The sequence below is a fragment of the Paraburkholderia madseniana genome (genome assembly GCF_009690905.1).
GTDB classification, from domain to species: Bacteria; Pseudomonadota; Gammaproteobacteria; order Burkholderiales; family Burkholderiaceae; genus Paraburkholderia; species Paraburkholderia madseniana.
Map to the genome: position 1 here is coordinate 1 of NZ_VOSW01000111.1, position 20346 is coordinate 20346.

Below are 20346 nucleotides of genomic sequence, written 5' to 3' on the forward strand. Positions count from 1 at the left end.
CAGTTCGGCCTCCGCGCCTGCCGGCGTGCTGTTCTGCCATTGAATGCCGTGATACAGGAAGAACCCGAGCAGCGCGTGCATCACCAGGGCGAACACAAAGGCTCGCCAGGTGCCGCGTTCACGCGGCGGCTGAAGCGGGTATTCGGAATTCTTGCGGATCATTGTGATTTGACGAGCAATCCAACGCGCTTGACACCCTGAGCCTTCAACTCGGACATCACGTTCATCACGACTTCATACTTCACGGTCTTGTCGGCGGCGATCACGACAGGCTGGTCAGGGTGCGACTGTGCGCGGTCGGCGATAAAGCCGTGCAGGCCGGCCTTGGTCATGTCTTCCTGCTGCTGCGCGCCCGCGTCGTCTTTGTATTTGACGCTCATATTGCCGTCTGCGCGAATATTGACGATCACAGGCGGGGTTTGCTGCTGAGGCGCGGCGCCGCCGACGGTCGGCAGATTGACGATCGACGGGGCGACGAGCGGCGCGGTCACCATGAAGATCACGAGTAGCACGAGCATCACGTCGATGTACGGCACAACATTGATGTCGGCCATCGCGCGGCGCTGACGGGAACCGCGCATGCTGGAGGAAGAGCCTGCCATCGTGGACTCCTTAATGTGCCTGACGCTGCAAAATGTTCGAGAACTCTTCGATGAAGGTCTCGAAGCGGATCGCCAGACGGTCGATGTCGTGCGCGTAGCGGTTGTAGGCGACCACGGCCGGAATCGCAGCGAACAGGCCGATTGCGGTGGCGGTCAGCGCTTCGGCAATGCCTGGAGCTACGTTCGCAAGCGTAGCCTGTTGCACGTTGGCGAGGCCGCGGAACGCATTCATGATCCCCCACACCGTGCCGAACAGACCGATATACGGGCTGACCGAGCCGACCGACGCGAGAAACGCCAGATTTGCCTCGAGCACGTCCATTTCACGCTGGAACGCGGCGCGCATGGCACGGCGTGCGCCGTCGAGAATCGCGCCTGAATCGTTCAGGCGCTTTTCCTTGCCCTTCAGGAATTCGCGCATGCCGGACTCGAAAATCCGTTCCAGTGCGCCGATCGTGTGGCGGTTGTTCGCGGCGCTCTGATAGAGCGCCTGCAGGTCGCCGCCCGACCAGAAATCGCGTTCGAAACGTTCAGTTTGCGCGCGCGCCCGGCGGATCGCAAACCACTTGCGGAAGATGAAAGTCCACGACAGCAGCGACAGCAGAAGCAGCAGCGCCATGACGGCCTGCGCCAGCAGGCTCGCATTGAGTACGAGAGAAACGATCGACAGATCTTGTGTAGTGTTCATAAAGGTTCGTTTTAACGTCCCGGAAGGGGGCGTCCGGCTGCAAGGCCGCTCGAAGCTTGCCGTGAGCAAAACGGAAGCATCGGCGATATTGCAAGCCGAACCATGCTTTGTGTTGCTTGATCGATACGAGTTCACTGGCCCCGTAACAACGGGGTTCAGTCGTTGTCCGTTGACATGCCACCGTCGTTCACGCCCGGCCCGCGCCGCAAAGCCGCGAGAACCGGCGGAGGAATCGCGACCGGCCGCAGCGCAACGCGCTCGACGCAGCCAACCCGGATGGAGCCGGAAGCAAGCAGCGTGCCGTCCCGCCACGCTTCCTGCGCAAAATCGACCGACGCGCGGCCAAGACGTTCGATTCGGCTCACCACTTTGACGACATCGTCGAGCCGGGCCGGTGCCCGATAGTCGACTGCGGTGCTGCGCACGATGAAGATTGCGCCCGATTCGCCGGCGAGACGGTTCTGGTCGACGCCGCACGCGCGTAGCCATTCAGTGCGCGCACGTTCGAAAAACTTCAGATAATTCGCGTAAAACACGATGCCGCCGGCGTCGGTATCTTCGTAGTACACGCGGATTGGCCACGTGAAGCCGATTTCCGTGCCGGGCTGGCTGGTCGACATATTCATGCGGCGCATTTTACCGGAACGCACACCCCGAGGTCTGTTTCAAGATGTGCGCCCCGTCTGGCGGGCCTCAGCCGGGATTTCAGCCGCGATGAACGGACAAAGCGGAGAAGAATTGGGCCACCGGCATCAGCTCGATCGTGTTGATGTTGACGTGAGCGGGGCGTGTGGCTATCCAGTAGATCGAATCGGCGATGTCTTCGGGTGTCAGCGGTTGTACGTTCTCGTACATCTTCGCCGCTTTTTCGTCGTTGCCACGGAAACGCACGTTCGAGAACTCGGTGCCGCCACACAGGCCCGGCTCGATGTCGGTCACGCGCAGTGCCGTGCCGGCCAGATCGGCCCGCAGATTCAGACTGAACTGGCGCACGAACGCCTTGGTTGCGCCGTACACGTTGCCGCCTGCGTAAGGCCAGCTGCCGGCCGCCGAGCCCAGATTGAAAATGTGCCCGCGGTTGCGCTCCACCATGCCGGGCAGGAGCGCATGCGTGACCTGCACGAGGCCGGTGCAGTTGGTCTCGATCATGGTGTTCCACTCGTCCAGACTCGCTCTTTGCGCCGGCTCGATGCCGAGCGCGAGGCCGGCGTTATTGACGAGCACGTCGAGTGCGGCGAAATCGGCGGGCAACGAAGCCGGCACGGCCTCGACGGCGGCGCGGTCGCGCACGTCGAGTTCATACGGCAGAAGGGCGTCGCCGAGTTCGTCGGCGAGTGCCTGCAGGCGGTCCTTGCGGCGCGCGGTGGCGACGACACGATGGCCGCCCTTGACGAAAGCACGAGCGATAGCGGCGCCAAATCCTGCGGACGCTCCGGTGACGAACACGATCATTGCAGTTCCCTGGTTGGTAGGAGAGAAAGGCCCCAAGCCTACTTCCAATGCGGCGCTGCGGCAAGGATGAACCAGTCGCACGACTGGCTGCGGCAGTGACGCGAAGCGGGTGCCGGGCGCGCTTTCATCAGACGTTTGCGCGCCACTCGCAGCGGCGCCAGGACCGGCTTCGCGAGCGCCCGCCGGCCCGGCAGGAAGCCGGTTGCCTATTCGATCCTCTTCCAATAAACTAACGCGCTCATCCCTGCGTGACTGGCGATAGAACCGATTCGAGCAATCGGGTTCAAGGTGGAGCAACCCACCGTGAAGCGCAGGGAGCCGTTTTGCCGTTCGCCTGGGCAGCCGTGATCCGCGCGCATTGATCTGCGCTGACGGTGGCTGTCCTGCCTCGCGTGTGCGGCGACTCTCCATCCGCCACGTCAGGGCTGGCCCAGCCGCCAGCAGCGCTGCGTACCCTCTACGCAAGATTCGGCGCACGATCCGGTCAACCTGCACACACTCAACGGAATCCGTATGTTTGATAGAGCCCAAAGCACCATCGCCAACGTCGATCCTGAACTCTGGAAGGTCATCGAGCAGGAAAACCGCCGTCAGGAAGAGCACATCGAACTGATCGCGTCGGAAAACTACACGAGCCCGGCCGTGATGGCGGCGCAAGGCTCGCAACTCACGAACAAGTACGCCGAAGGGTATCCGGGCAAGCGTTACTACGGCGGTTGCGAATATGTCGACGTCGCCGAGCAGTTGGCGATCGACCGCGTGAAACAACTGTTCGGCGCCGAAGCCGCCAACGTGCAGCCGAACTCCGGCTCGCAGGCGAACCAGGGCGTGTTCTTCGCCATGCTCAAGCCGGGCGACACGATCATGGGCATGAGCCTCGCGCACGGCGGTCATCTGACGCATGGTTCGCCGGTCAACATGTCGGGCAAGTGGTTCAACGTGGTGAGCTACGGCCTGAACGAAGCCGAAGACATCGATTACGACGCTGCTGAGAAGCTCGCTCAGGAACACAAGCCGAAGCTGATCGTGGCCGGCGCGTCGGCGTTTTCGCTGCGCATCGACTTCGAACGGATGTCGAAGATCGCCAAGTCGGTCGGCGCGTATTTCATGGTCGACATGGCGCACTATGCCGGCCTGATCGCCGCGGGCGTCTACCCGAACCCGGTGCCGCACGCCGATTTCGTCACCACCACCACGCACAAGAGCCTGCGCGGCCCGCGCGGTGGCGTGATCCTGATGAAGGCCGAGTTCGAAAAGCAGATCAATTCCGCAATTTTCCCGGGCATTCAAGGTGGTCCGCTGATGCACGTGATCGCCGGCAAGGCCGTCGCGTTCAAGGAAGCCCTGTCGCCGGAGTTCAAGGCGTATCAGCAGCAGGTCGTCGAGAACGCGCGCGTGCTGGCTGAAACGCTGGTCAAGCGCGGACTGCGCATCGTGTCTGGTCGCACTGAAAGCCACGTGATGCTGGTCGACCTGCGCGCGAAGAAGATCACCGGCAAGGCAGCGGAAGCGGCGCTCGGCGCGGCGCATATCACGGTCAACAAGAACGCGATTCCGAACGACCCGGAAAAGCCGTTCGTCACGAGCGGTGTGCGTCTCGGCTCGCCGGCCATGACCACGCGTGGCTTTGGCGTCAAGGAAGCGGAGCAGGTTGGTAACCTGATCGCCGACGTGCTGGACAACCCGGAAGACGCAGCCACGATCGAACGTGTGCGCGCGCAAGTCGCCGAGCTGACCCAGCGCTTCCCGGTTTACCGCTAAGCCGCCATGCACTGCCCCTTCTGCCGTCACGCCGATACGCAAGTTGTGGATTCCCGCGTATCCGAAGACGGCGCGACGATTCGCCGGCGCCGCCGCTGCCCGGCCTGCGACAAACGTTTCACGACGTATGAGCGGGTCGAGCTGGCGTTGCCGTCGGTCGTCAAGAAGGATGGCAGTCGCACGGAATTCGATCGCCGCAAGATCGTCGCAAGCATGCAACTGGCGCTGCGCAAGCGCCCGGTGGCAGCAGACGCGATCGACGCGGCAGTCGCCCGCATCGAGTATCAACTGCTCGGCAGCGGCGAGCGTGAGGTGCGCAGCGAGCGCCTCGGTGAACTCGTGATGAACGAGTTGCGTGCGCTCGATACGATTGCCTATGTTCGTTTCGCTTCTGTTTACCGGCGCTTCGAAGACGTCTCCGAATTCGAAGACGTGATCGAAGAATTTCGCCGCGCCTCTTCTCCTCCCAAGCCGTCCCGCAAGCGCTGATTGCTGCCGCGCCTGAAGTTGCGCGCCAGGTTCTGTTTTCCGCTGCGTAGGTTCGCGCATCTGCATCTCCGCTCCCGTTATGGTTCGTCACGCGTGCATTTTTGCGCGGGATAGCGTCTGAGTGCCACCTGGCCGTTCGGCCGATTGTTGACCCGCTCCTGAATCGCTAGATTGGCTGCATGCTTTGAAACGATCAGGGATGCAGATGAAATGGGATGGAGTCTGTTTGCGGCCGTGCCGCGGCTTTACGCTTGTTGAAACACTGGCTGTTGTTGCGCTGCTGGCGATAATCGCGGTGATGGCGACACCGTCGTTCGTTGCATGGCACCTGCGGGACCAGGTTGACGCACGTGCGAAAGCGCTTGCCTCAACGCTCGCCTATGCGCGCAGCGAGGCATTGCGCCGCGGTGCTCGCGTCACCGTGTGCCGGATCGACGCGGCACGACGTTGTCTTGCCGCAGGGCAAGCTTGTGGCAATGGCGTCGCGGACTGGTCGTGTGGCTGGGCTGTATTGGCCGAACGGGGTGGCACGCTCTCACTACTGCGCGCGCATCCTTTGCTCGCAGCGGTCAGCATCACCGCGACGCAGACAAATCTCACGTTTACGCCGCCGGCGGGGCAGTTGATCGGCACGTTTCGCAGCTTTGAGATCGCGCCGCGCGCGCCGTGGAAAGCGACGCAAGGCGACAAGTGGCGACGCTGCATCCGCATCGCGGCGGGCGGGCGAGCGCGGATTGTCGAGGGCGCGTGTGGAGCGGCATCGTGAGCGGATATTCGTCGAAATCATGGGCGCGCAACTGCGCAGCAATGCGCTCAACGAGGCATAGGGGTAGTTCGCTGATTGAAGTGATGCTGGCCGTTGTCCTGATGGCGGTGACGGCGCTCGGGTTGATCGCCGGTCAATTGTGGACTGCGCGCGAAGCCCGTGCGATGGCAATGCGCGAGCACGCGGCATGGATAGCCGATTCCGTTGCCGAAGCAATGCGCGAACCTTCGGCAGGCGACTCTGCGATCAGGCAATGGAGCGCGCGTGCAACGGCCTTGTTGCCGCATGGTGAGGCGTCGGTAGGGGAGCGCGGCGGTGTATCCGCCGCACGTGTCACGTGGACGGCCCTGCGTGACACGCCGCGGGCCGACGATGTCATCGACAAGCCCGAATCGTGCGGGGGTGCCGATGTTCCCCCAGGCTCCTCATGCGTTGTGCTGGCGTTCGCGAAATGACGCGGCGTATGGTTATCGCGCGTGGGCATACGCTCGTTGAGTTCGTGATTGCAATTGCGTTGGGGTTGGTGGTGACCGCCGGCGCGGTCGCGCTTTATGCAACGCAGCGTAACGTGTTCGAGCGCGCGGGTGATGCGATGCGGATCCGCGAAGCCGGCCTGGGCGCGCTTACGCTGATGGGCCAGCAAATTCAAATGGCCGGCTTTGTGCCCGCGGACGTCGTGAGGTTCAATGGTCCGCCACCGTTGTTCGGTTGTTCGGGCGGTCGCCCGACCGGCGCGGACGAGAGCGTTGCCTGCGAGGCGTTGCCGGGCCTCTCGGACGGCATCGTGGTTCGTTATGTCGGGGACAACGTTTCGACGTGGCCGTCAGCGACCGGCCAAACGACCGACTGTCTCGGCCAGGCGGTAACGAACAACAACGCGGCACTCGGCGGGCAGGGCGTGTTGGTGGCCAACTGATACTTCGCGAGAGTCAGCGGGTCGACGGGTGAGCCGGAGCTTTACTGCGAAGGCAATGGCAAGGCAGGGTCCGCGCAGCCGTTGGTCGAAGGCGTCGAGCGCGTGCGATTCAGGTACTGGCTGGCCGGTGGGCTGGCCGCAATAGATGCAGCGGCGGTGACGGACGGCCAATGGGCAAAGATCGTCGCGGTCGATCTCTGCGTGCTCGTCCGCGGAGCGCCGCAAGGACGGCGTATGCGCTACATAGATTGCGACGGCGCGAGCGCGCTTGGCGCCGACATGCGGGCGCGGCAGGCTTTCTGGCGACGGGTGGCGATACGCAATCACGCGGAGGATCCCCTGTGACAGAAGGGCTTTGCAATCCAACGCACCGCCGCGCGTCGTCGAAACATTTGACACGTCTTATCGGCACTGGTCGTCGATCTCGGGTTCGCAATCGCGGTACCGTCCTGCCGATCGTTTTACTGATTTCCGCGATGATGTTGACCACCTCCGCGGCCTGGTTCGAGACATCGCTTGCAGCAGCGCGCGGCTCCAACAACGTGCGCGACTATTTGCAGGCATTTCATGCCGCAGATTCGGCGCTGACCTTATGCGCCCGGAGCGTCGTCGCCGCGGCAGCTTTCGAGTCGCAGCCAGTGGCGTCGCTCTCACCCGGCGAGCCGACGCAATGGAAGCACGAAGCTACCTTTGAAGCCGGCGCCGTCGTGCCCGTCGCGCAATGGCCGGGATCGCTGCGTGCGCCGCAATGTTTGATCGAAGCGTGGCGTCTGGGCACTCGCGCCGATGCTCGAGCCTATTTACTGACGTCGCGTGGCTTCGGCCGGACCAGGGAGTCGCAGGTGTGGTTGCAGATGGAGCTCGTGATCGCGGGCGAACAGATCGAGCGCCATTGGCGTCGCGTTGCCGCACACCCATTTTGACGGGAGATTTATGGCGAGACCGCGCACATCCGCATTCACGCTACTGGAACTGATGATCGCGCTGGCAATAGCCGCCACGCTGGTTGTGTTTGCCGTGCCCTCGTATCGGAGCCATGTCGCGCGGACACATCGGGTCGACGCTGCGTCCGCCCTTTATCGCGCAGCGCAATTTGTCGAGGGATCGGCAAGCGATGGCCCCGCGACATTGCCGCCGGGTTTGGATCAGGCTCCGCAGTTCGGCACACCGATCTACCGGCTGCAAGTGCTACCGGCAGACGATGCAAACGGTGGTTATTCGGTAGAGGCTGTGCCGACCGAAACCGGCCCCATGCGGGACGACGCTTGCGGCACTTTCACTCTGGACGCGACAGGGCTGCGAGGCAATAGAAGCGGCGCAAACGGTACAGCGCCGGCAAGCGGCGAATGCTGGAATACAAGCTAAGGACTCTTACTGCAGAACGCGAGTTGGCGAGTCGAGGCGTGCTAGTGCCCAAGGACCAGGTGACAAACTGCTGCTGCAAGGCGCACGCAGGAAGCGGTCGACGATCCCCGCGTTTCAGTACCCGCTATCAACCGTGTCTTCCTTGCTGTCGGCCGACGCAGCGGAATCATTCTTTATCTGCTTCCAGATTCGATACGCTTCCCAGCCGGCAAGCGCAAGGCTGCCCCATTTGAGTGCGGGTTTTGCACCTGCTGCAATAGTCGCGCGCAGCGGCTTCGCCAACAGCAGCGAAGCGATCGAACTGATGATCGGATACTGTTTGAGAAGCGCGCCGATGCTTCCTGCGTTGAGGAAGCTCGCCTTCGATCCGCGGCCCACGCGCATGCCACCGAAGCCCGGCAGAATGAATTTGAGCCAACTGAAGTGCGTGACTGCCTGCCGCAATTCGATGGTCGCCTGAGCGAGTTCCATGCGCTCGACATCCGCGCGCACCAGCAGCAGTTCCTTGCGTAGTGCCCGCAGGTGCGGCGCACTCAGATCTCTTGCCTGGTGGCGTTTGTTGCGGAATGCGGTATCGGAATGGGGTTGGCTCATGGCGTGTCGGCGGCAGTGGAGGTGGGGCAGTAAAACTGTGCTGCAAATCGCTCGAGGTATTGACGAAGTCTCTTCGAAGGCGCGGGGCATGTGAGGTCCGCCCATGAGCCCGTTATGCCTGCTGCGTCACGGTTTGCGGAACACGTCGCGGTCTTTTTCGAACTCGGCAAGGGTGGCTTCGAACACCATTGGGGCATTGCGCAAACCGCTGCGCGCTTTCAGCGCACAGGCTAATCCTGCAATGGCATAAACCACCGTGATGCCGGCGAGCGCCTGCCATCGGTAGGTGTCCCAGAACGCGATGGCGACCAGTGCGGTCAATGCGATCAAGGCCATCGTCGCGAGCATCATGGCGGCGAGGCCGAGGAACAGCACGCCGAGCAGACGGTCTTTTTCTTCGGCGAGTTCGATGCCGACCAGTTCAAGCCGTGTTTGCAAAATGGCAAACACGGATCCAATGATACGGCGCAACGGACTATGTTCGCCGTGCTGCGATTGTGTTTCGATCGTCATGGCTTTGGGCGTTGCGCGTGAATGCTTAGCCGGCGCGTGAAAACGAGCGCGCCAAAAGAAGCGGACCGGCCAGACGTGCACCGGTCAACTCGATTCGCTGATGTGCCGGACGCGGATTCGCCCCGGCAGCCTCACCAGTGTTACTTGCGGTTGATCAACAGCCCCAGCAGTACGCCGACGCCCGCGGCGATGCCGATGGATGCCCACGGATGCTCATGCACGTAGTCGTCGGTGGCGCGTGCGGCCTTCTTGCCTTTCTCGACCACCACGACCTGCACGTCAGCCGCCTTTTCCTTAGCCTGCTTCAGGCGCGTAAGCGCCGTTTCACGCAGTTCCGAAGCGCGCTCGCCAGTAGCGCTCGCGGCCTGTTTCAGCAAATCTTCAGCGTCCGCGAGGACGGTTTTGATATCCGACATCAATCTCTCCTTGTTGACTTCCGACATTGACAGCTCCCCTTCGTCTCACGCCACGCGTGAATCGTAACCAAAGAAACGGCCGCTGGCGAGCGTAGCGCTCGATTCATGAACAATCGCACGAACCGTTCCTGGTTGAAGCAAAGCCTTAAAAACTCCACCCTTGCGGCGCAGGGCTGCAAAGTTTGCTTAAGATGGAGTTGATCTGTCCCGCAAAGTTTCCACTAAATCGGTGAAAATTACAAAAACGCATAAAGTAGTGACGCGATGTTGGTTAGTTGTTCACTGTCACTCCCGTATGCTGTACTTTTGCTGCGCGTTGCGGGCGAATGCTCGCGCGGAATGTCCGAATACAATCAAGGAGCTGCAATATGAGTCTACGTCTTGGCGATACCGCACCGGATTTCGAACAGGAGTCGAGTGTCGGCCGCATCAACTTCCACGACTGGCTAGGCGATAGTTGGGGCGTGCTGTTCTCGCACCCCGCCGACTTCACGCCGGTCTGCACGACCGAATTGGGTTTGACGGCGAAGCTGGCCGGCGAATTCGAGAAGCGCAATGTGAAGACGATCGCGTTGTCGGTCGACAGTGCCGAGTCGCACAAGGAATGGATCAAGGACATCAACGAGACGCAGGCCGCCAATGTCGGCTTCCCGATTCTCGCCGACGGCGATCGCAAAGTCTCCGAGTTGTACGACATGATTCACCCGAACGCCAATGAAACCTTTACGGTCAGGTCGCTGTTCGTGATCGACCCGAAGAAAAAGGTGCGTTTGACCATTACATACCCGGCCAGCACCGGGCGCAACTTCGACGAAGTGCTGCGTGTGATCGACTCGCTGCAACTCACCGACAACCACTCGGTCGCTACGCCCGGCAACTGGAAGCAGGGAGACGATGTGGTGATCGTGCCGTCGTTGAAGGACGAAGAAGTCATCAAGCAGAAATTCCCGAAGGGCTATAAGGCCCTGCGCCCGTACCTGCGTCTGACGCCGCAGCCGAACAAGTAAGCGGCTGACGCGTCACGAAGCGCACCGCTAGCTGCAACGCGGCGGCGCAACGAAAAAGGCCGGTTCAAAATGAACCGGCCTTTCCTTTTCTACTTTTCGATTTTCCATTCAGCGGCCAGGACGAAACGCCGCCATCGAGGCACTCAGCGCATCAGAAAAACGCCTGAATCCCCGTTTGTGCGCGCCCGAGAATCAGCGCGTGAATGTCGTGCGTGCCTTCATACGTGTTCACGACTTCCAGATTGACCAGATGACGCGCGATGCCGAACTCGTCCGAGATACCGTTACCGCCGAGCATGTCGCGCGCGAGCCGTGCGATGTCCAGCGCCTTGCCGCACGAATTGCGTTTCATGATCGACGTAATTTCGACGGCGGCCGTGCCTTCATCTTTCATGCGGCCGAGACGCAGCACGCCTTGCAGGCCGAGCGTGATTTCGGTTTGCATGTCGGCGAGTTTTTTCTGGATCAACTGGTTCGCGGCGAGCGGCCGGCCGAACTGTTTGCGATCCAGCACGTACTGACGTGCCGTGTGCCAGCACGATTCCGCCGCGCCGAGCGCGCCCCAGGCAATACCGTAGCGCGCCGAGTTCAGGCACGTGAACGGACCGCGCAAGCCACTGACTTCGGGGAAGCGGTTTTCTTCCGGCACGAACACGTCGTCGAGAACAATCTCGCCGGTGATCGACGCACGCAGACCCACCTTGCTATGGATGGTCGGCGTGGACAGCCCCTTCCACCCCTTCTCGAGAATGAAGCCGCGGATCGAATCCTTGCCGTCCTCTTCGAGCTTTGCCCACACGACGAACACGTCGGCGATCGGCGAATTGGTGATCCACATCTTCGCGCCCGACAGCAAATAGCCGCCGTCCACTTTCTTCGCCCGCGTGATCATGCTGCCCGGATCGGAGCCGTGGTTCGGCTCGGTCAGGCCGAAGCAGCCGATCCATTCGCCGGTGACGAGCTTCGGCAGGTATTTCTGCTTTTGCGCTTCCGAGCCGAATTCGTAGATCGGGACCATGACGAGCGACGACTGCACCGACATCATTGACCGGTAGCCGGAATCGACGCGCTCCACTTCACGCGCGATCAGACCGTATGCCACGTAGTTCAGACCAGGGCCGCCGTATTGCTCGGGAATCGTCGGGCCGAGCAGGCCGAGTTCGCCCATCTCGCGGAAGATCTCGATGTCGGTCTTCTCATGACGGAACGCTTCGAGCACGCGCGGCTGCAGCTTGTCCTGCGAGTACGCGGCGGCGGCGTCGCGCACCATGCGTTCGTCTTCGGTGAGCTGCTGATCCAGCAGCAGCGGGTCTTCCCAGTGAAACTGCGCGGCCTCTGCCATGACGTATCTCCTGATTTCCTGCTTGACTAAAACGCGTTTGAGCTTGACTTAAGTTCCGCTATGCGAAACAATGTTTTGCAAACCACGCCCGAGTGTATCACCACATGACGCCCATATCTACTCTCTCCGAACCGCTTGACGAGCGCAAATTTGTCGTCGCCCTCGCGCGCGGGCTGGATTTGCTGCGCGCGTTCAAGCCGGGCGAAACGATGCTCGGCAATCGCGATTTCGTCGAACGCACGGGCTTGCCGAAGGCGACCGTCAACCGTCTGGCCTACACGCTGACCGTGCTCGGCTATCTGCGGCTCGACGAAACGCTAGGTAAATATGCGCTGGACGCCGGGGTGCTGTCGCTCGGTTTCGCGCTGCTCTCGGGCACGGACACGCTCGAACTCGCGCGTCCGCACATGCGCACCTTCGCGCGCGAAGTGGGCGCCGCGGTGTCGCTTGGATGCCGTGACGGCCTCGACATGATTTATCTGGAGACGATCCGCAGTGAAACGGCGCTGACGCTCGGACTCGCCTCGGGCTCGAAACTGTCGATGCTGACCAGTTCGATGGGGCGCGCGTATCTGGCGGTGCAGCCATTGGATGTGCGCGCCGCCTTGCTGGTCGAGCTCAAGAAGTTAGCGGGCAAAGAGGGCGCTGCGTTGCTGGCCGATGCCGAAAAGGAAATCGAAGCCTTCGCCCAGGAACGCTGCTGCTACTCGTTCCGGGCATGGCATGACGACGTGAACGCGGTCGCGGTGCCGTTTCGCGAGCCGCGCGAAGGCCGCTGGCTGGTGCTCAGTTGCAGCGGGCCGGCGTCGTCGATGGGAGAGGACGTGTTCCGGGAAAGCGTTGCGCCGCGGCTGAAGGCGTTGGCGCGACGGTTGGGCGATACCGGTTGACGTGCCGGCCAGCGCCGCCGCGCGGCCTCGCAGAATACTCACACCGCCCGATCGTGATAATGCGCCGTGAATAACGGCCCTTGTACGAAGCGCACGTCGTACTGCTGCAGCGCGAGGAACTGCGGCTCATCCATCACCCGATTGAAGATCAGTGGAACCCGCAGCCGGCTCGCATAGCCAACTAGCGGCTTCACCATCGCGTCGCGCAACGCGACCGCCGCATCCATCTTGATGAAGTCGAGCCGCGCCGTTTCCGACACCGACAGAATCTGCCCCGCGTTCGAGAGATTCCCCGCCACCTTGAAGCCGTAGCGCTGATAGCTCGTGGTCAGATAGCCGAGGAACGTCTTATGCGCGACCGCGGCGGCCGGCAACTCGATCACCACCCTCGACGGGTTCAGTCCGAACGACAGCAGCACGCTCGAGAAATGCCGTCCGTGGTCGTACTTGACGCTCTTGAGCAGGCGCTCGTGCACGCGCAGAAAGAGCAGCCCGTGCCGTTGCGCGCCGAAGAAATTGATGGCGTGCAGCGCGCGCGACATGCGGTCGAGGGCGACCAGTTCCTGATCGTCGGCGATATGGTCGAAGGGATCGAAGGCATCGAAGGGCGCGCCGTCGAGACGCTGCGTGACCGCCTGGAACCCGAGCTCATCGCCGAAACGATCCACGCCCTCGGCGCCCGACGACAACGACTGCGCCAACGCATGCACGCTGATATCGAAGATCGGCTCATAGGCACTGGCGAGTTGGACGCCGCCGAATTGCGCCAGCGCGATGTCGCTATGCACGCCGGTTCCCATCGCCAGATGTTCGCCGAGAAATGGGTGATCGGCGGCGCGTGCAATCAGGTTGGGGATGGTCGGCGGAATCATGTAGGCGAATGGATGGCGATAGGTGCGCACTCGGCGCCCGGCAACGCGACTCGGTTGCCGCATCCATTGATGGTAGCAGTCCGCGCCGCGCGCACTTGAACAAAATGCTCATAACGTTATCGGCCGAACGCTTGTCAGTACAGGCTGCCGAGGCTTTCGCGACGAGTTTCCAGGGTATACGTTAATTTCACTATACGTAATTCGTTTTACTATACGTAAATTGCAGCGCGGTTGCGACGGCGGGCGCGTTTGTGTCTCCTTTGCGGGCGGCTTCTGCGTGGTCGGCGGACAGTCGGCGGTCAACGCGCTGCCACGCGGCAACGCGGCAGCCCATCCGAGCCGCGGACAGCCTGAGACAGACAGCGCACGTCGGTAGATAAAGTATCAACGGAGAACCTTGTATGGACACCCCAACACGCACGCCGAATACCGCCAGCTCGCGACTCGAAATCGAGCCGGGTTACCAGTCGGGATTCGCGAACGAATTCGCTACGGAGGCTTTGCCGGGCGCGCTGCCCGAAGGCCGCAACTCGCCGCAACGTCCGGCCTATGGCTTGTACGCCGAGCAACTGTCGGGCACCGCGTTCACTGCGCCGCGTGGACATAACCGCCGTTCGTGGCTGTACCGGATTCGTCCGGCGGCGGTTCACAAGCCGTTCACGCTGCTGCCCTCGGACCGGCTCGTCGCCAACTTCGCCGAGGTACCGCCTACGCCGCCTAACCAGTTGCGCTGGGACGCATTGCCGATGCCCACCGAGCCGACCGATTTCGTCGACGGCTGGATAACGATGGCGGGCAACGGCTCAGCCGAAGCGATGAACGGCTGCGCGATTCACCTGTACGCGGCGAACCGCTCGATGAAGGATCGCTTCTTCTACAACGCAGACGGCGAGTTGCTGATCGTGCCGCAGGAAGGCCGCCTGCATATCGCTACCGAACTGGGCCGGCTTGACGTCGCGCCATTCGAGATCGTGGTGATCCCGCGCGGCGTGCGCTTCGCGGTGAGCCTGCCGGATGGCGCCGCGCGCGGCTATATCTGCGAGAACTTCGGCGCGCTGCTGCGTCTGCCGGACCTCGGCCCGATCGGCTCGAACGGCCTCGCCAATCCGCGCGATTTCCTCGCGCCGCATGCTGCTTATGAAGACCACGAAGGCGACTTCGAACTCGTCGCCAAGATGAACGGCAACCTGTGGCGCGCGGACATCGGCCATTCACCACTCGACGTGGTCGCGTGGCACGGCAACTACGCGCCGTACAAATACGATCTGCGTCGCTTCAACACGATCGGCTCGATCAGCTTCGATCATCCGGACCCGTCGATCTTTCTCGTGCTGCAATCGCAAAGCGATACCCCGGGCGTCGACACGATCGACTTCGTGATTTTCCCGCCGCGCTGGCTAGCGGCCGAAGATACGTTCCGGCCGCCCTGGTTCCATCGCAACGTCGCGAGCGAATTCATGGGCCTCGTGCATGGTGTGTACGACGCGAAGGCGGAGGGCTTCGTGCCGGGCGGCGCGAGTCTGCATAACTGCATGTCGGGTCATGGGCCGGACGCGGACACCTTCGAAAAAGCGTCGCATGGTGATACGTCCACGCCGAAGAAAGTCGGCGACACGATGGCCTTCATGTTCGAAACGCGCACGCTGATCAAGCCGACCCGCTTCGCGCTCGAAACCGCGCAATTGCAGGCGAATTACTACGAGTGCTGGCAAGGTCTCAAGAAACACTTCAACCCGGAGCAACGATGAGCGCATTGAGCGATCTTCAGGCGACGCTCGATCCGTCGCGCAAGAGCTGGGTCGAGTCGGCTAACGATTCGACCAACGATTTTTCGATCCAGAATCTGCCGTTCGGTATTTTCAGCGATAAGAACAGCGAAGCGCGCCGCGTGGGTGTCGCGATTGGCGATGAGATCGTCGATCTAAGTGTTCTCAAGTCTGCCGGCTTGCTCAAGCTCCCGCTCGCCGCGGCCGATCAATTCATTGCGCTGAAGGACCGGGCGTTCGAGCAGGACACCCTCAACGATTTCATCTCGCTTGGCCGCGAGGCATGGCGCAGCGTGCGCATCCAGTTGAGCCATCTGCTGGCGCGGGATACCGCGACTTTGCGCGACGACTCCGCCTTGCGTGCGAAAGCACTGGTGCGTCAGTCCGATGCGCAACTGCATCTGCCGGTGCAGATCCCGGGTTACACGGATTTCTATTCGTCGAAGGAGCATGCGACGAATGTCGGCTCGATGTTCCGCGACCCGAAGAATGCGCTGTTGCCGAACTGGTCGGAGATGCCGATCGGCTACAACGGACGCGCATCGTCGGTGGTGGTGAGCGGTACGCCGGTGCGGCGTCCGAACGGCCAGTTGAAACTGCCGGATCAGGAGCGTCCGGTGTTCGGCGCATGCCGCAAGCTGGATATCGAGCTGGAGACGGGTTTCGTGATCGGTAGCGGCAATACGCTGGGCGAGCCGATTGCCTGTGCCGATGCCGAAGCGCACATCTTCGGCATGGTGTTGCTGAACGACTGGAGCGCGCGCGATATCCAGCAATGGGAATACGTGCCGCTCGGCCCGTTCAATGCGAAGACATTCGCGACCACGATCTCGCCGTGGATCGTGACGCTCGACGCGCTCGAACCGTTCCGTGTCGAGCAGCCGGTGCAGGAGCCGCAGCCGCTGGCGTACTTGCGCCATGAAGGCAAGCACGCGTTCGACATCTCGCTGGAAGTGACGCTGCGGCCGCAAGCGGCCAAGCAGGCCACCACGATCTCGCGGACCAACTTCAAACACATGTACTGGACGATGGCGCAACAGCTCGCGCATCACACGGTATCGGGCTGCAATACGCGGGTCGGCGATCTGATGGGTTCGGGCACGATCAGTGGCCCGACCGCCGACTCATGCGGCAGCCTGCTCGAGTCCACATGGAACGGCAAGAATCCGTTGGAGTTGAAAGAGGGCGGCACACGCGGGTTTATCGAAGACTGCGACGAACTGACGCTCGCCGGATGGTGCCAGGGCGATGGGTATCGTGTGGGCTTCGGCACGTGTGTCGGGGAGATTCTGCCGGCGCGGAAGTAGAGGAAAAGTACAGCAGAAGTAGCGCGGAAATCACGCGGCAGGAAGCGCTATGCAAAACGGGGAAGCCATCGCGGCTTCCCCGTTTTCGTATCCCAAGGCGAGCGTGGTTCGACGGCTCAACACCTCAACGCAGCAAGGCAACAACACCGCAGCCGCACCCTCAGCCGATCGCCCGCATCGGCGCACGCCGCCTTTCCCACCAAGCCGCACCAAGAAACGCGAGCGCAGCAACCAGAAGCACACCGACTATCGCGTCGTTGCCAACCCCCTTCATCAACGCGCCGGCCACCAGCGGCCCACCGAAACTGGCCGCGCTCCACGACGCCCCCACCACCGAACTTGCCGACACCAGCGCGACACCGCGAAACCGCTCGCCACAGGCGACCAGCGACAGCGTATAGATCGCCCCAGCCGTCGCGCCGAGTACATAGAGCAACGGCCAGTACAGCCACGGCGAATTGATCGCCCAGGGCAGCAACGGCAGCAATACCACGACGATCACGCCGCAGCCGATATGCACGCGTTCGCGGCCGAGCCGGTCGGCGAGCCAGCCGATCGGAAACTGCATCGTCGTATCGCCGAGCAGCAGGGCCGACGCGAACAGCACGGCCACCTCGCTCGTGATGCCGTGCGACATCGCGAAGAGCGGCAGCAGCGACAGCGCGATCGTATCGAACAACGCGAAAAAACCCGTCCCGATCACGAGCGCCGGCATCTGCGGCAGCACATGGCGCCAACTGCCATGCGCAGCGTGTTCATCCTTCGACGCTTGCGGCGTCTTGCGGATGCTGGCGAGCGCGGGCAAGGCCAGCAGGAAGATCGCGCCGCAAATCAGGAAGCGCCAGTGCGTGAAGTCGGCGATCTGGCTCACCAGCACCGGACCCGACATCTGGAACAGCGTGAAGTTGGTCGCATAGATTGCGATGACCCGGCCGCGGGTGGCGTCGTCAGCGAGCTGGTTGACCCATGCTTCGCTGATCGTGAAGAGCAGCATCAGTGCCGCGCCGCAGAGTACGCGCAACGCGGCCCATAGCCACAGGTTCGAGGTGAGTTGCATCAGCGCGGTGGCGACCCCAACCGTCAGCACTGCGCCGACGATCACCTGCCGGCCGCCGCAGCGCGCCGCGATCCAGGCTGCCACCGGCACGACGATCAGGCCGCCGCCCGCTTGCGCGGCGGTCAGGAGACCGACCACGTCGGTGCCATAGCCGGCTTGCGTCAGCGCGAGGGCGGTGAGGGGAAGTGTGGCGCCGCTGCCGAGTCCGACCACGGCTACACTAAGAATCAGAGCGAGGAAATCGCGAGTGAAGATGACTTTCATCGGCGGAGATGCTACTACGGCCGCGAGTCATTCGCACCTGCCTTGGTTATCCGGCCACGGCCATCCGTTGCGCGCGCCGGTCGATCGACACCGACCACAGCGTCAGCGCCAGCGCACCGATGGAGGTCGCCACACCGACCCACGGCAGCGTAGTGAGCGGCGCGCCCGCGCCGATCGCCATGCCGCCGAGCCACGCGCCCGTTGCATTGCCGAGGTTGAACGCGCCTTGATTCAGAGTCGACGCCAGATTCGGCGCATGACTCGCGCGGTCGACGATCAGCATTTGCAGCGGCGGCACGATCGCGAAGGCCAGAATGCCCCACACGAAGATCGTGATCATGGCCGGAATCTCGGCGTGCATCGTGCCGGCGAAGATCGTCAGGATGACGACGATCGCCAGCAGAAACGCGACCAGCGAGGGCAGCAGCCGCCAGTCCGCGAGCTTGCCGCCGAGCGTGCTGCCCACCGTCAAGCCGAGGCCGAACAGCAACAGCACGAAGGTGACCGCATGTGGCGTGAAACCGGTCACGTCTTCGAGAATCGGCGTGATGTACGTGAAGGTGGAAAACAGGCTGGCCGACGCGAGCACGCTGATGCCGAGCACCATCAGTACTTGCGGATTCTTCAACACGCTGAATTCGCGCACGAGGCTCGCCTTCTGCATCTCGATCTTCGCCGGCAGGCACACGGCGAGCGCGCCCGCGGCGAGAATGCCGATGCCGGTCACGGCCCAGAAGGTCGCACGCCAGCCCACCGCCTGGCCGAGCGCCGTGCCGAGCGGTACGCCAAGCACGTTGGCGAGCGTCAAGCCGGTGAACATCAGGGCGATGGCCTGCGCGCGACGGTTCGGCGCGACCAGACCGGCCGCGACCACTGAACCGATGCCGAAGAACGCGCCATGGCAAAACGCCGTGACGATGCGCGCGGCCATCAGCACCGCGTAGCCCGGCGCGATCGCGCACAGCAGATTACCGACGATGAAGACGCCGATCAGACTCATCAACGCCTTCTTGCGCGGCATGTTGGCCACGGCTATCGCGACGATTGGCGCGCCGATGGTGACGCCGAGTGCATAAGCCGACACCAGCATGCCCGCCGCCGGGATCGACACGGACAGATCGCGTGCGACATCGGGCAGCAGCCCCATGATCACGAATTCAGTGGTACCGATTCCAAAAGCGGCAACGGCAAGGGCGAGCAGGGGTAAAGGCATGGTGATGGAGCGTGAATCGGCGCGACGGGAAGCGTCGTGCGGCAGGCGCGCATTTTTCGGGACGAGAACGCATGCGCCATGCGAGGGGAAAACAGTAGGTGATTCTACCTAAGTCAAAACACCCTTGCTGAGCGTCAAGCAGGCTGTTGTTTTTTGCTGAAAGCACGCCTGGGAGCGTGCATTGGGAATGCACTCGACAGCACATTGCCCCGTGGAATGGAGCCGTTTTATGGCGTGCTTTCGTCTGACTTGAAAGTATTGCTGTGACGACCGGCGCCTTCGGCAAAACGCGCGGCACCCGCGACACCTTCGTCGAATACTGCCTGATAGCCGCCGGCGCCTTCGCGCTGCAGCGCGAGAGCAAGATCCTCGAGCGTGCTGTTTTCCAATGCGGAGCGGCGGTCTGCCAGCAGCGCCGCTTGCGGAAAGGCCGCCAGTTCAGTGGCCAACTGTTCTGCCGCCGCGCGTGCCTCGCCCTTGCGCACGACACGGTTGGCGAGGCCGAAGCTGAGCGCTTCCTGGGCATCCACCGCGCGGCCGGTCAGAATCAGGTCGAGTGCTCGCGACAGTCCGATCAGACGTGGCAAGCGGATCGTGCCGCCATCGATTAGCGGAATTCCGACACGCCGGCAGAAGACGCCGAGCACGGCGTCTTCTTCGACCACGCGCAGATCGCACATCGCGGCCAGTTCGAGACCGCCCGCGACCGCGTAGCCGGCAATCGCGGCAATCACCGGTTTGCTGAAGCTCATGCGCGTCGGTCCCATCGGACCGGGACCGCTGCCGTCGGCGTGTAGTTCATTGCGGCGGGCCTCGTCGGCGAGTGCGGTGAGATCCGCACCGGCGCAGAAGGTGCCGCCCGCGCCGAACAGCACGGCCGCGCGCCATGCCGGCTCCGCTTCGAAGCGGCGGAAGGCGGCGCTGAGCGCTTCCGCGGTAGGACGGTCGACGGCATTGCGGCGCGCCGGCCGTGCGAGCACGATCGTGGCGACGCCGGTGTCCTCATTGGCTTCGATGCGCACATGTTCATTTAGATTTTGCGTGGTTATCATCGTTGTGTCCGTAA

At 62.6% G+C, this 20346-nt stretch carries 23 protein-coding genes, 1 pseudogene and 1 riboswitch; of the genes and pseudogenes, 11 read left to right on the plus strand and 13 right to left on the minus strand.

All coding sequences use genetic code 11. The features are described from left to right. The 5 genes from FSO04_RS47935 to ydfG all read right to left on the minus strand — a co-directional run. The coding region (locus FSO04_RS47935; protein ID WP_166618332.1) for a cell envelope integrity TolA family protein at positions 1-162 on the minus strand (162 nt) is incomplete at its 3' end. Beyond that, the gene (gene tolR, locus FSO04_RS37815) at positions 159-602 is read right to left on the minus strand and encodes a protein TolR (protein ID WP_154566574.1); all 444 of its coding nucleotides are present in this window, start codon (positions 600-602) and stop codon (positions 159-161) included. The genes tolR and FSO04_RS47935, both read right to left, overlap by 4 nt. Before the next feature lie 10 nt (positions 603-612). Next, entirely contained in the window at positions 613-1290 is a 678-nt protein-coding gene (gene tolQ / locus FSO04_RS37820; protein WP_154566575.1) for a protein TolQ, read from the minus strand. A 155-nt stretch (positions 1291-1445) separates the two neighbouring features. Continuing rightward, positions 1446-1925, minus strand: a complete 480-nt coding sequence (gene ybgC / locus FSO04_RS37825) for a tol-pal system-associated acyl-CoA thioesterase (RefSeq protein WP_154566598.1) — start codon at positions 1923-1925, stop codon at positions 1446-1448. Between the two features lie 70 nt (positions 1926-1995). Beyond that, positions 1996-2742, minus strand: a complete 747-nt coding sequence (ydfG, locus tag FSO04_RS37830) for a bifunctional NADP-dependent 3-hydroxy acid dehydrogenase/3-hydroxypropionate dehydrogenase YdfG (RefSeq protein ID WP_154566576.1) — start codon at positions 2740-2742, stop codon at positions 1996-1998. 238 nt (positions 2743-2980) lie between these two features. Continuing rightward, positions 2981-3089: riboswitch (ZMP/ZTP riboswitch) on the plus strand. A 166-nt stretch (positions 3090-3255) separates the two neighbouring features. On the opposite strand from ydfG, the gene glyA reads away from it, so the two are divergent. From glyA to FSO04_RS37865, 7 genes and pseudogenes are all read left to right on the plus strand, one after another. Beyond that, positions 3256-4503, plus strand: coding sequence for a serine hydroxymethyltransferase (gene glyA / locus FSO04_RS37835; protein ID WP_154566577.1), 1248 nt, complete (start codon positions 3256-3258; stop codon positions 4501-4503). A gap of 6 nt (positions 4504-4509) precedes the next feature. Beyond that, entirely contained in the window at positions 4510-4992 is a 483-nt protein-coding gene (nrdR, locus tag FSO04_RS37840) for a transcriptional regulator NrdR (protein WP_027799387.1), read from the plus strand. Positions 4993-5191: 199 nt separating this feature from the next. Continuing rightward, positions 5192-5758 (plus strand): GspH/FimT family pseudopilin, encoded by a 567-nt coding sequence (locus FSO04_RS37845; protein ID WP_154566578.1) that lies wholly within the window; start codon positions 5192-5194, stop codon positions 5756-5758. Positions 5759-5799: 41 nt separating this feature from the next. Then, entirely contained in the window at positions 5800-6213 is a 414-nt protein-coding gene (locus FSO04_RS37850; RefSeq protein WP_154566599.1) for a type IV pilus modification PilV family protein, read from the plus strand. Then, a pseudogene (locus FSO04_RS37855) lies at positions 6210-7019 on the plus strand (PilW family protein). The gene FSO04_RS37850 and the pseudogene FSO04_RS37855 overlap by 4 nt, the downstream one beginning before the upstream one ends. Before the next feature lie 131 nt (positions 7020-7150). Continuing rightward, complete coding sequence (locus FSO04_RS37860; protein WP_154566579.1) at positions 7151-7597, plus strand: pilus assembly PilX family protein; 447 nt, start codon at positions 7151-7153, stop codon at positions 7595-7597. A gap of 10 nt (positions 7598-7607) precedes the next feature. After that, positions 7608-8039 carry a type IV pilin protein gene (locus FSO04_RS37865; protein ID WP_154566580.1) on the plus strand — a complete coding sequence of 144 codons (432 nt, stop codon included), beginning with the start codon at positions 7608-7610 and terminating at the stop codon, positions 8037-8039. 114 nt (positions 8040-8153) lie between these two features. Here FSO04_RS37865 and FSO04_RS37870 read toward each other — a convergent pair whose 3' ends face one another. The 3 genes from FSO04_RS37870 to FSO04_RS37880 form a co-directional block, all read right to left on the minus strand. After that, positions 8154-8633, minus strand: coding sequence for a DUF3318 domain-containing protein (locus FSO04_RS37870; protein WP_154566581.1), 480 nt, complete (start codon positions 8631-8633; stop codon positions 8154-8156). Positions 8634-8759: 126 nt separating this feature from the next. Continuing rightward, entirely contained in the window at positions 8760-9146 is a 387-nt protein-coding gene (locus tag FSO04_RS37875) for a phage holin family protein (protein ID WP_154566582.1), read from the minus strand. 140 nt (positions 9147-9286) lie between these two features. Then, complete coding sequence (locus FSO04_RS37880) at positions 9287-9589, minus strand: ElaB/YgaM/YqjD family protein (RefSeq protein WP_094780836.1); 303 nt, start codon at positions 9587-9589, stop codon at positions 9287-9289. A gap of 341 nt (positions 9590-9930) precedes the next feature. Between FSO04_RS37880 and FSO04_RS37885 the strand changes: the two genes are divergently transcribed. After that, positions 9931-10569, plus strand: coding sequence for a peroxiredoxin (locus FSO04_RS37885; protein WP_154566583.1), 639 nt, complete (start codon positions 9931-9933; stop codon positions 10567-10569). A 151-nt stretch (positions 10570-10720) separates the two neighbouring features. On the opposite strand, the gene FSO04_RS37890 is transcribed toward FSO04_RS37885, so the two are convergent. Continuing rightward, on the minus strand, positions 10721-11911 hold the full coding sequence (locus tag FSO04_RS37890) for an acyl-CoA dehydrogenase (RefSeq protein ID WP_154566584.1): 1191 nt from the start codon (positions 11909-11911) through the stop codon (positions 10721-10723). Positions 11912-12015: 104 nt separating this feature from the next. Between FSO04_RS37890 and FSO04_RS37895 the strand changes: the two genes are divergently transcribed. Beyond that, positions 12016-12801, plus strand: a complete 786-nt coding sequence (locus tag FSO04_RS37895) for an IclR family transcriptional regulator (RefSeq protein WP_154566585.1) — start codon at positions 12016-12018, stop codon at positions 12799-12801. Between the two features lie 38 nt (positions 12802-12839). On the opposite strand, the gene FSO04_RS37900 is transcribed toward FSO04_RS37895, so the two are convergent. After that, positions 12840-13673, minus strand: a complete 834-nt coding sequence (locus tag FSO04_RS37900; RefSeq protein ID WP_154566600.1) for an EAL domain-containing protein — start codon at positions 13671-13673, stop codon at positions 12840-12842. A 401-nt stretch (positions 13674-14074) separates the two neighbouring features. On the opposite strand from FSO04_RS37900, the gene hmgA reads away from it, so the two are divergent. Both hmgA and fahA read left to right on the plus strand, forming a co-directional pair. Then, positions 14075-15421 (plus strand): homogentisate 1,2-dioxygenase, encoded by a 1347-nt coding sequence (gene hmgA / locus FSO04_RS37905; protein ID WP_154566586.1) that lies wholly within the window; start codon positions 14075-14077, stop codon positions 15419-15421. Then, positions 15418-16746 carry a fumarylacetoacetase gene (gene fahA / locus FSO04_RS37910; RefSeq protein ID WP_154566587.1) on the plus strand — a complete coding sequence of 443 codons (1329 nt, stop codon included), beginning with the start codon at positions 15418-15420 and terminating at the stop codon, positions 16744-16746. Before hmgA ends, fahA begins: the two co-directional genes overlap by 4 nt. Positions 16747-16906: 160 nt before the next feature. Here the strand turns inward: fahA and FSO04_RS37915 are convergent, their stop codons facing one another. The 3 genes from FSO04_RS37915 to FSO04_RS37925 all read right to left on the minus strand — a co-directional run bounded on the left by FSO04_RS37915 (position 16907) and on the right by FSO04_RS37925 (position 20332). Beyond that, positions 16907-18067, minus strand: coding sequence for an MFS transporter (locus FSO04_RS37915; protein ID WP_154566588.1), 1161 nt, complete (start codon positions 18065-18067; stop codon positions 16907-16909). Positions 18068-18113: 46 nt separating this feature from the next. Then, positions 18114-19280, minus strand: coding sequence for an MFS transporter (locus FSO04_RS37920; protein WP_154566589.1), 1167 nt, complete (start codon positions 19278-19280; stop codon positions 18114-18116). Between the two features lie 227 nt (positions 19281-19507). Further along, a complete protein-coding gene (locus FSO04_RS37925) occupies positions 19508-20332 on the minus strand; it encodes a crotonase/enoyl-CoA hydratase family protein (RefSeq protein ID WP_154566590.1) in 825 nt (274 codons plus the stop codon). Between the last annotated feature and the right edge of the window lie 14 nt (positions 20333-20346).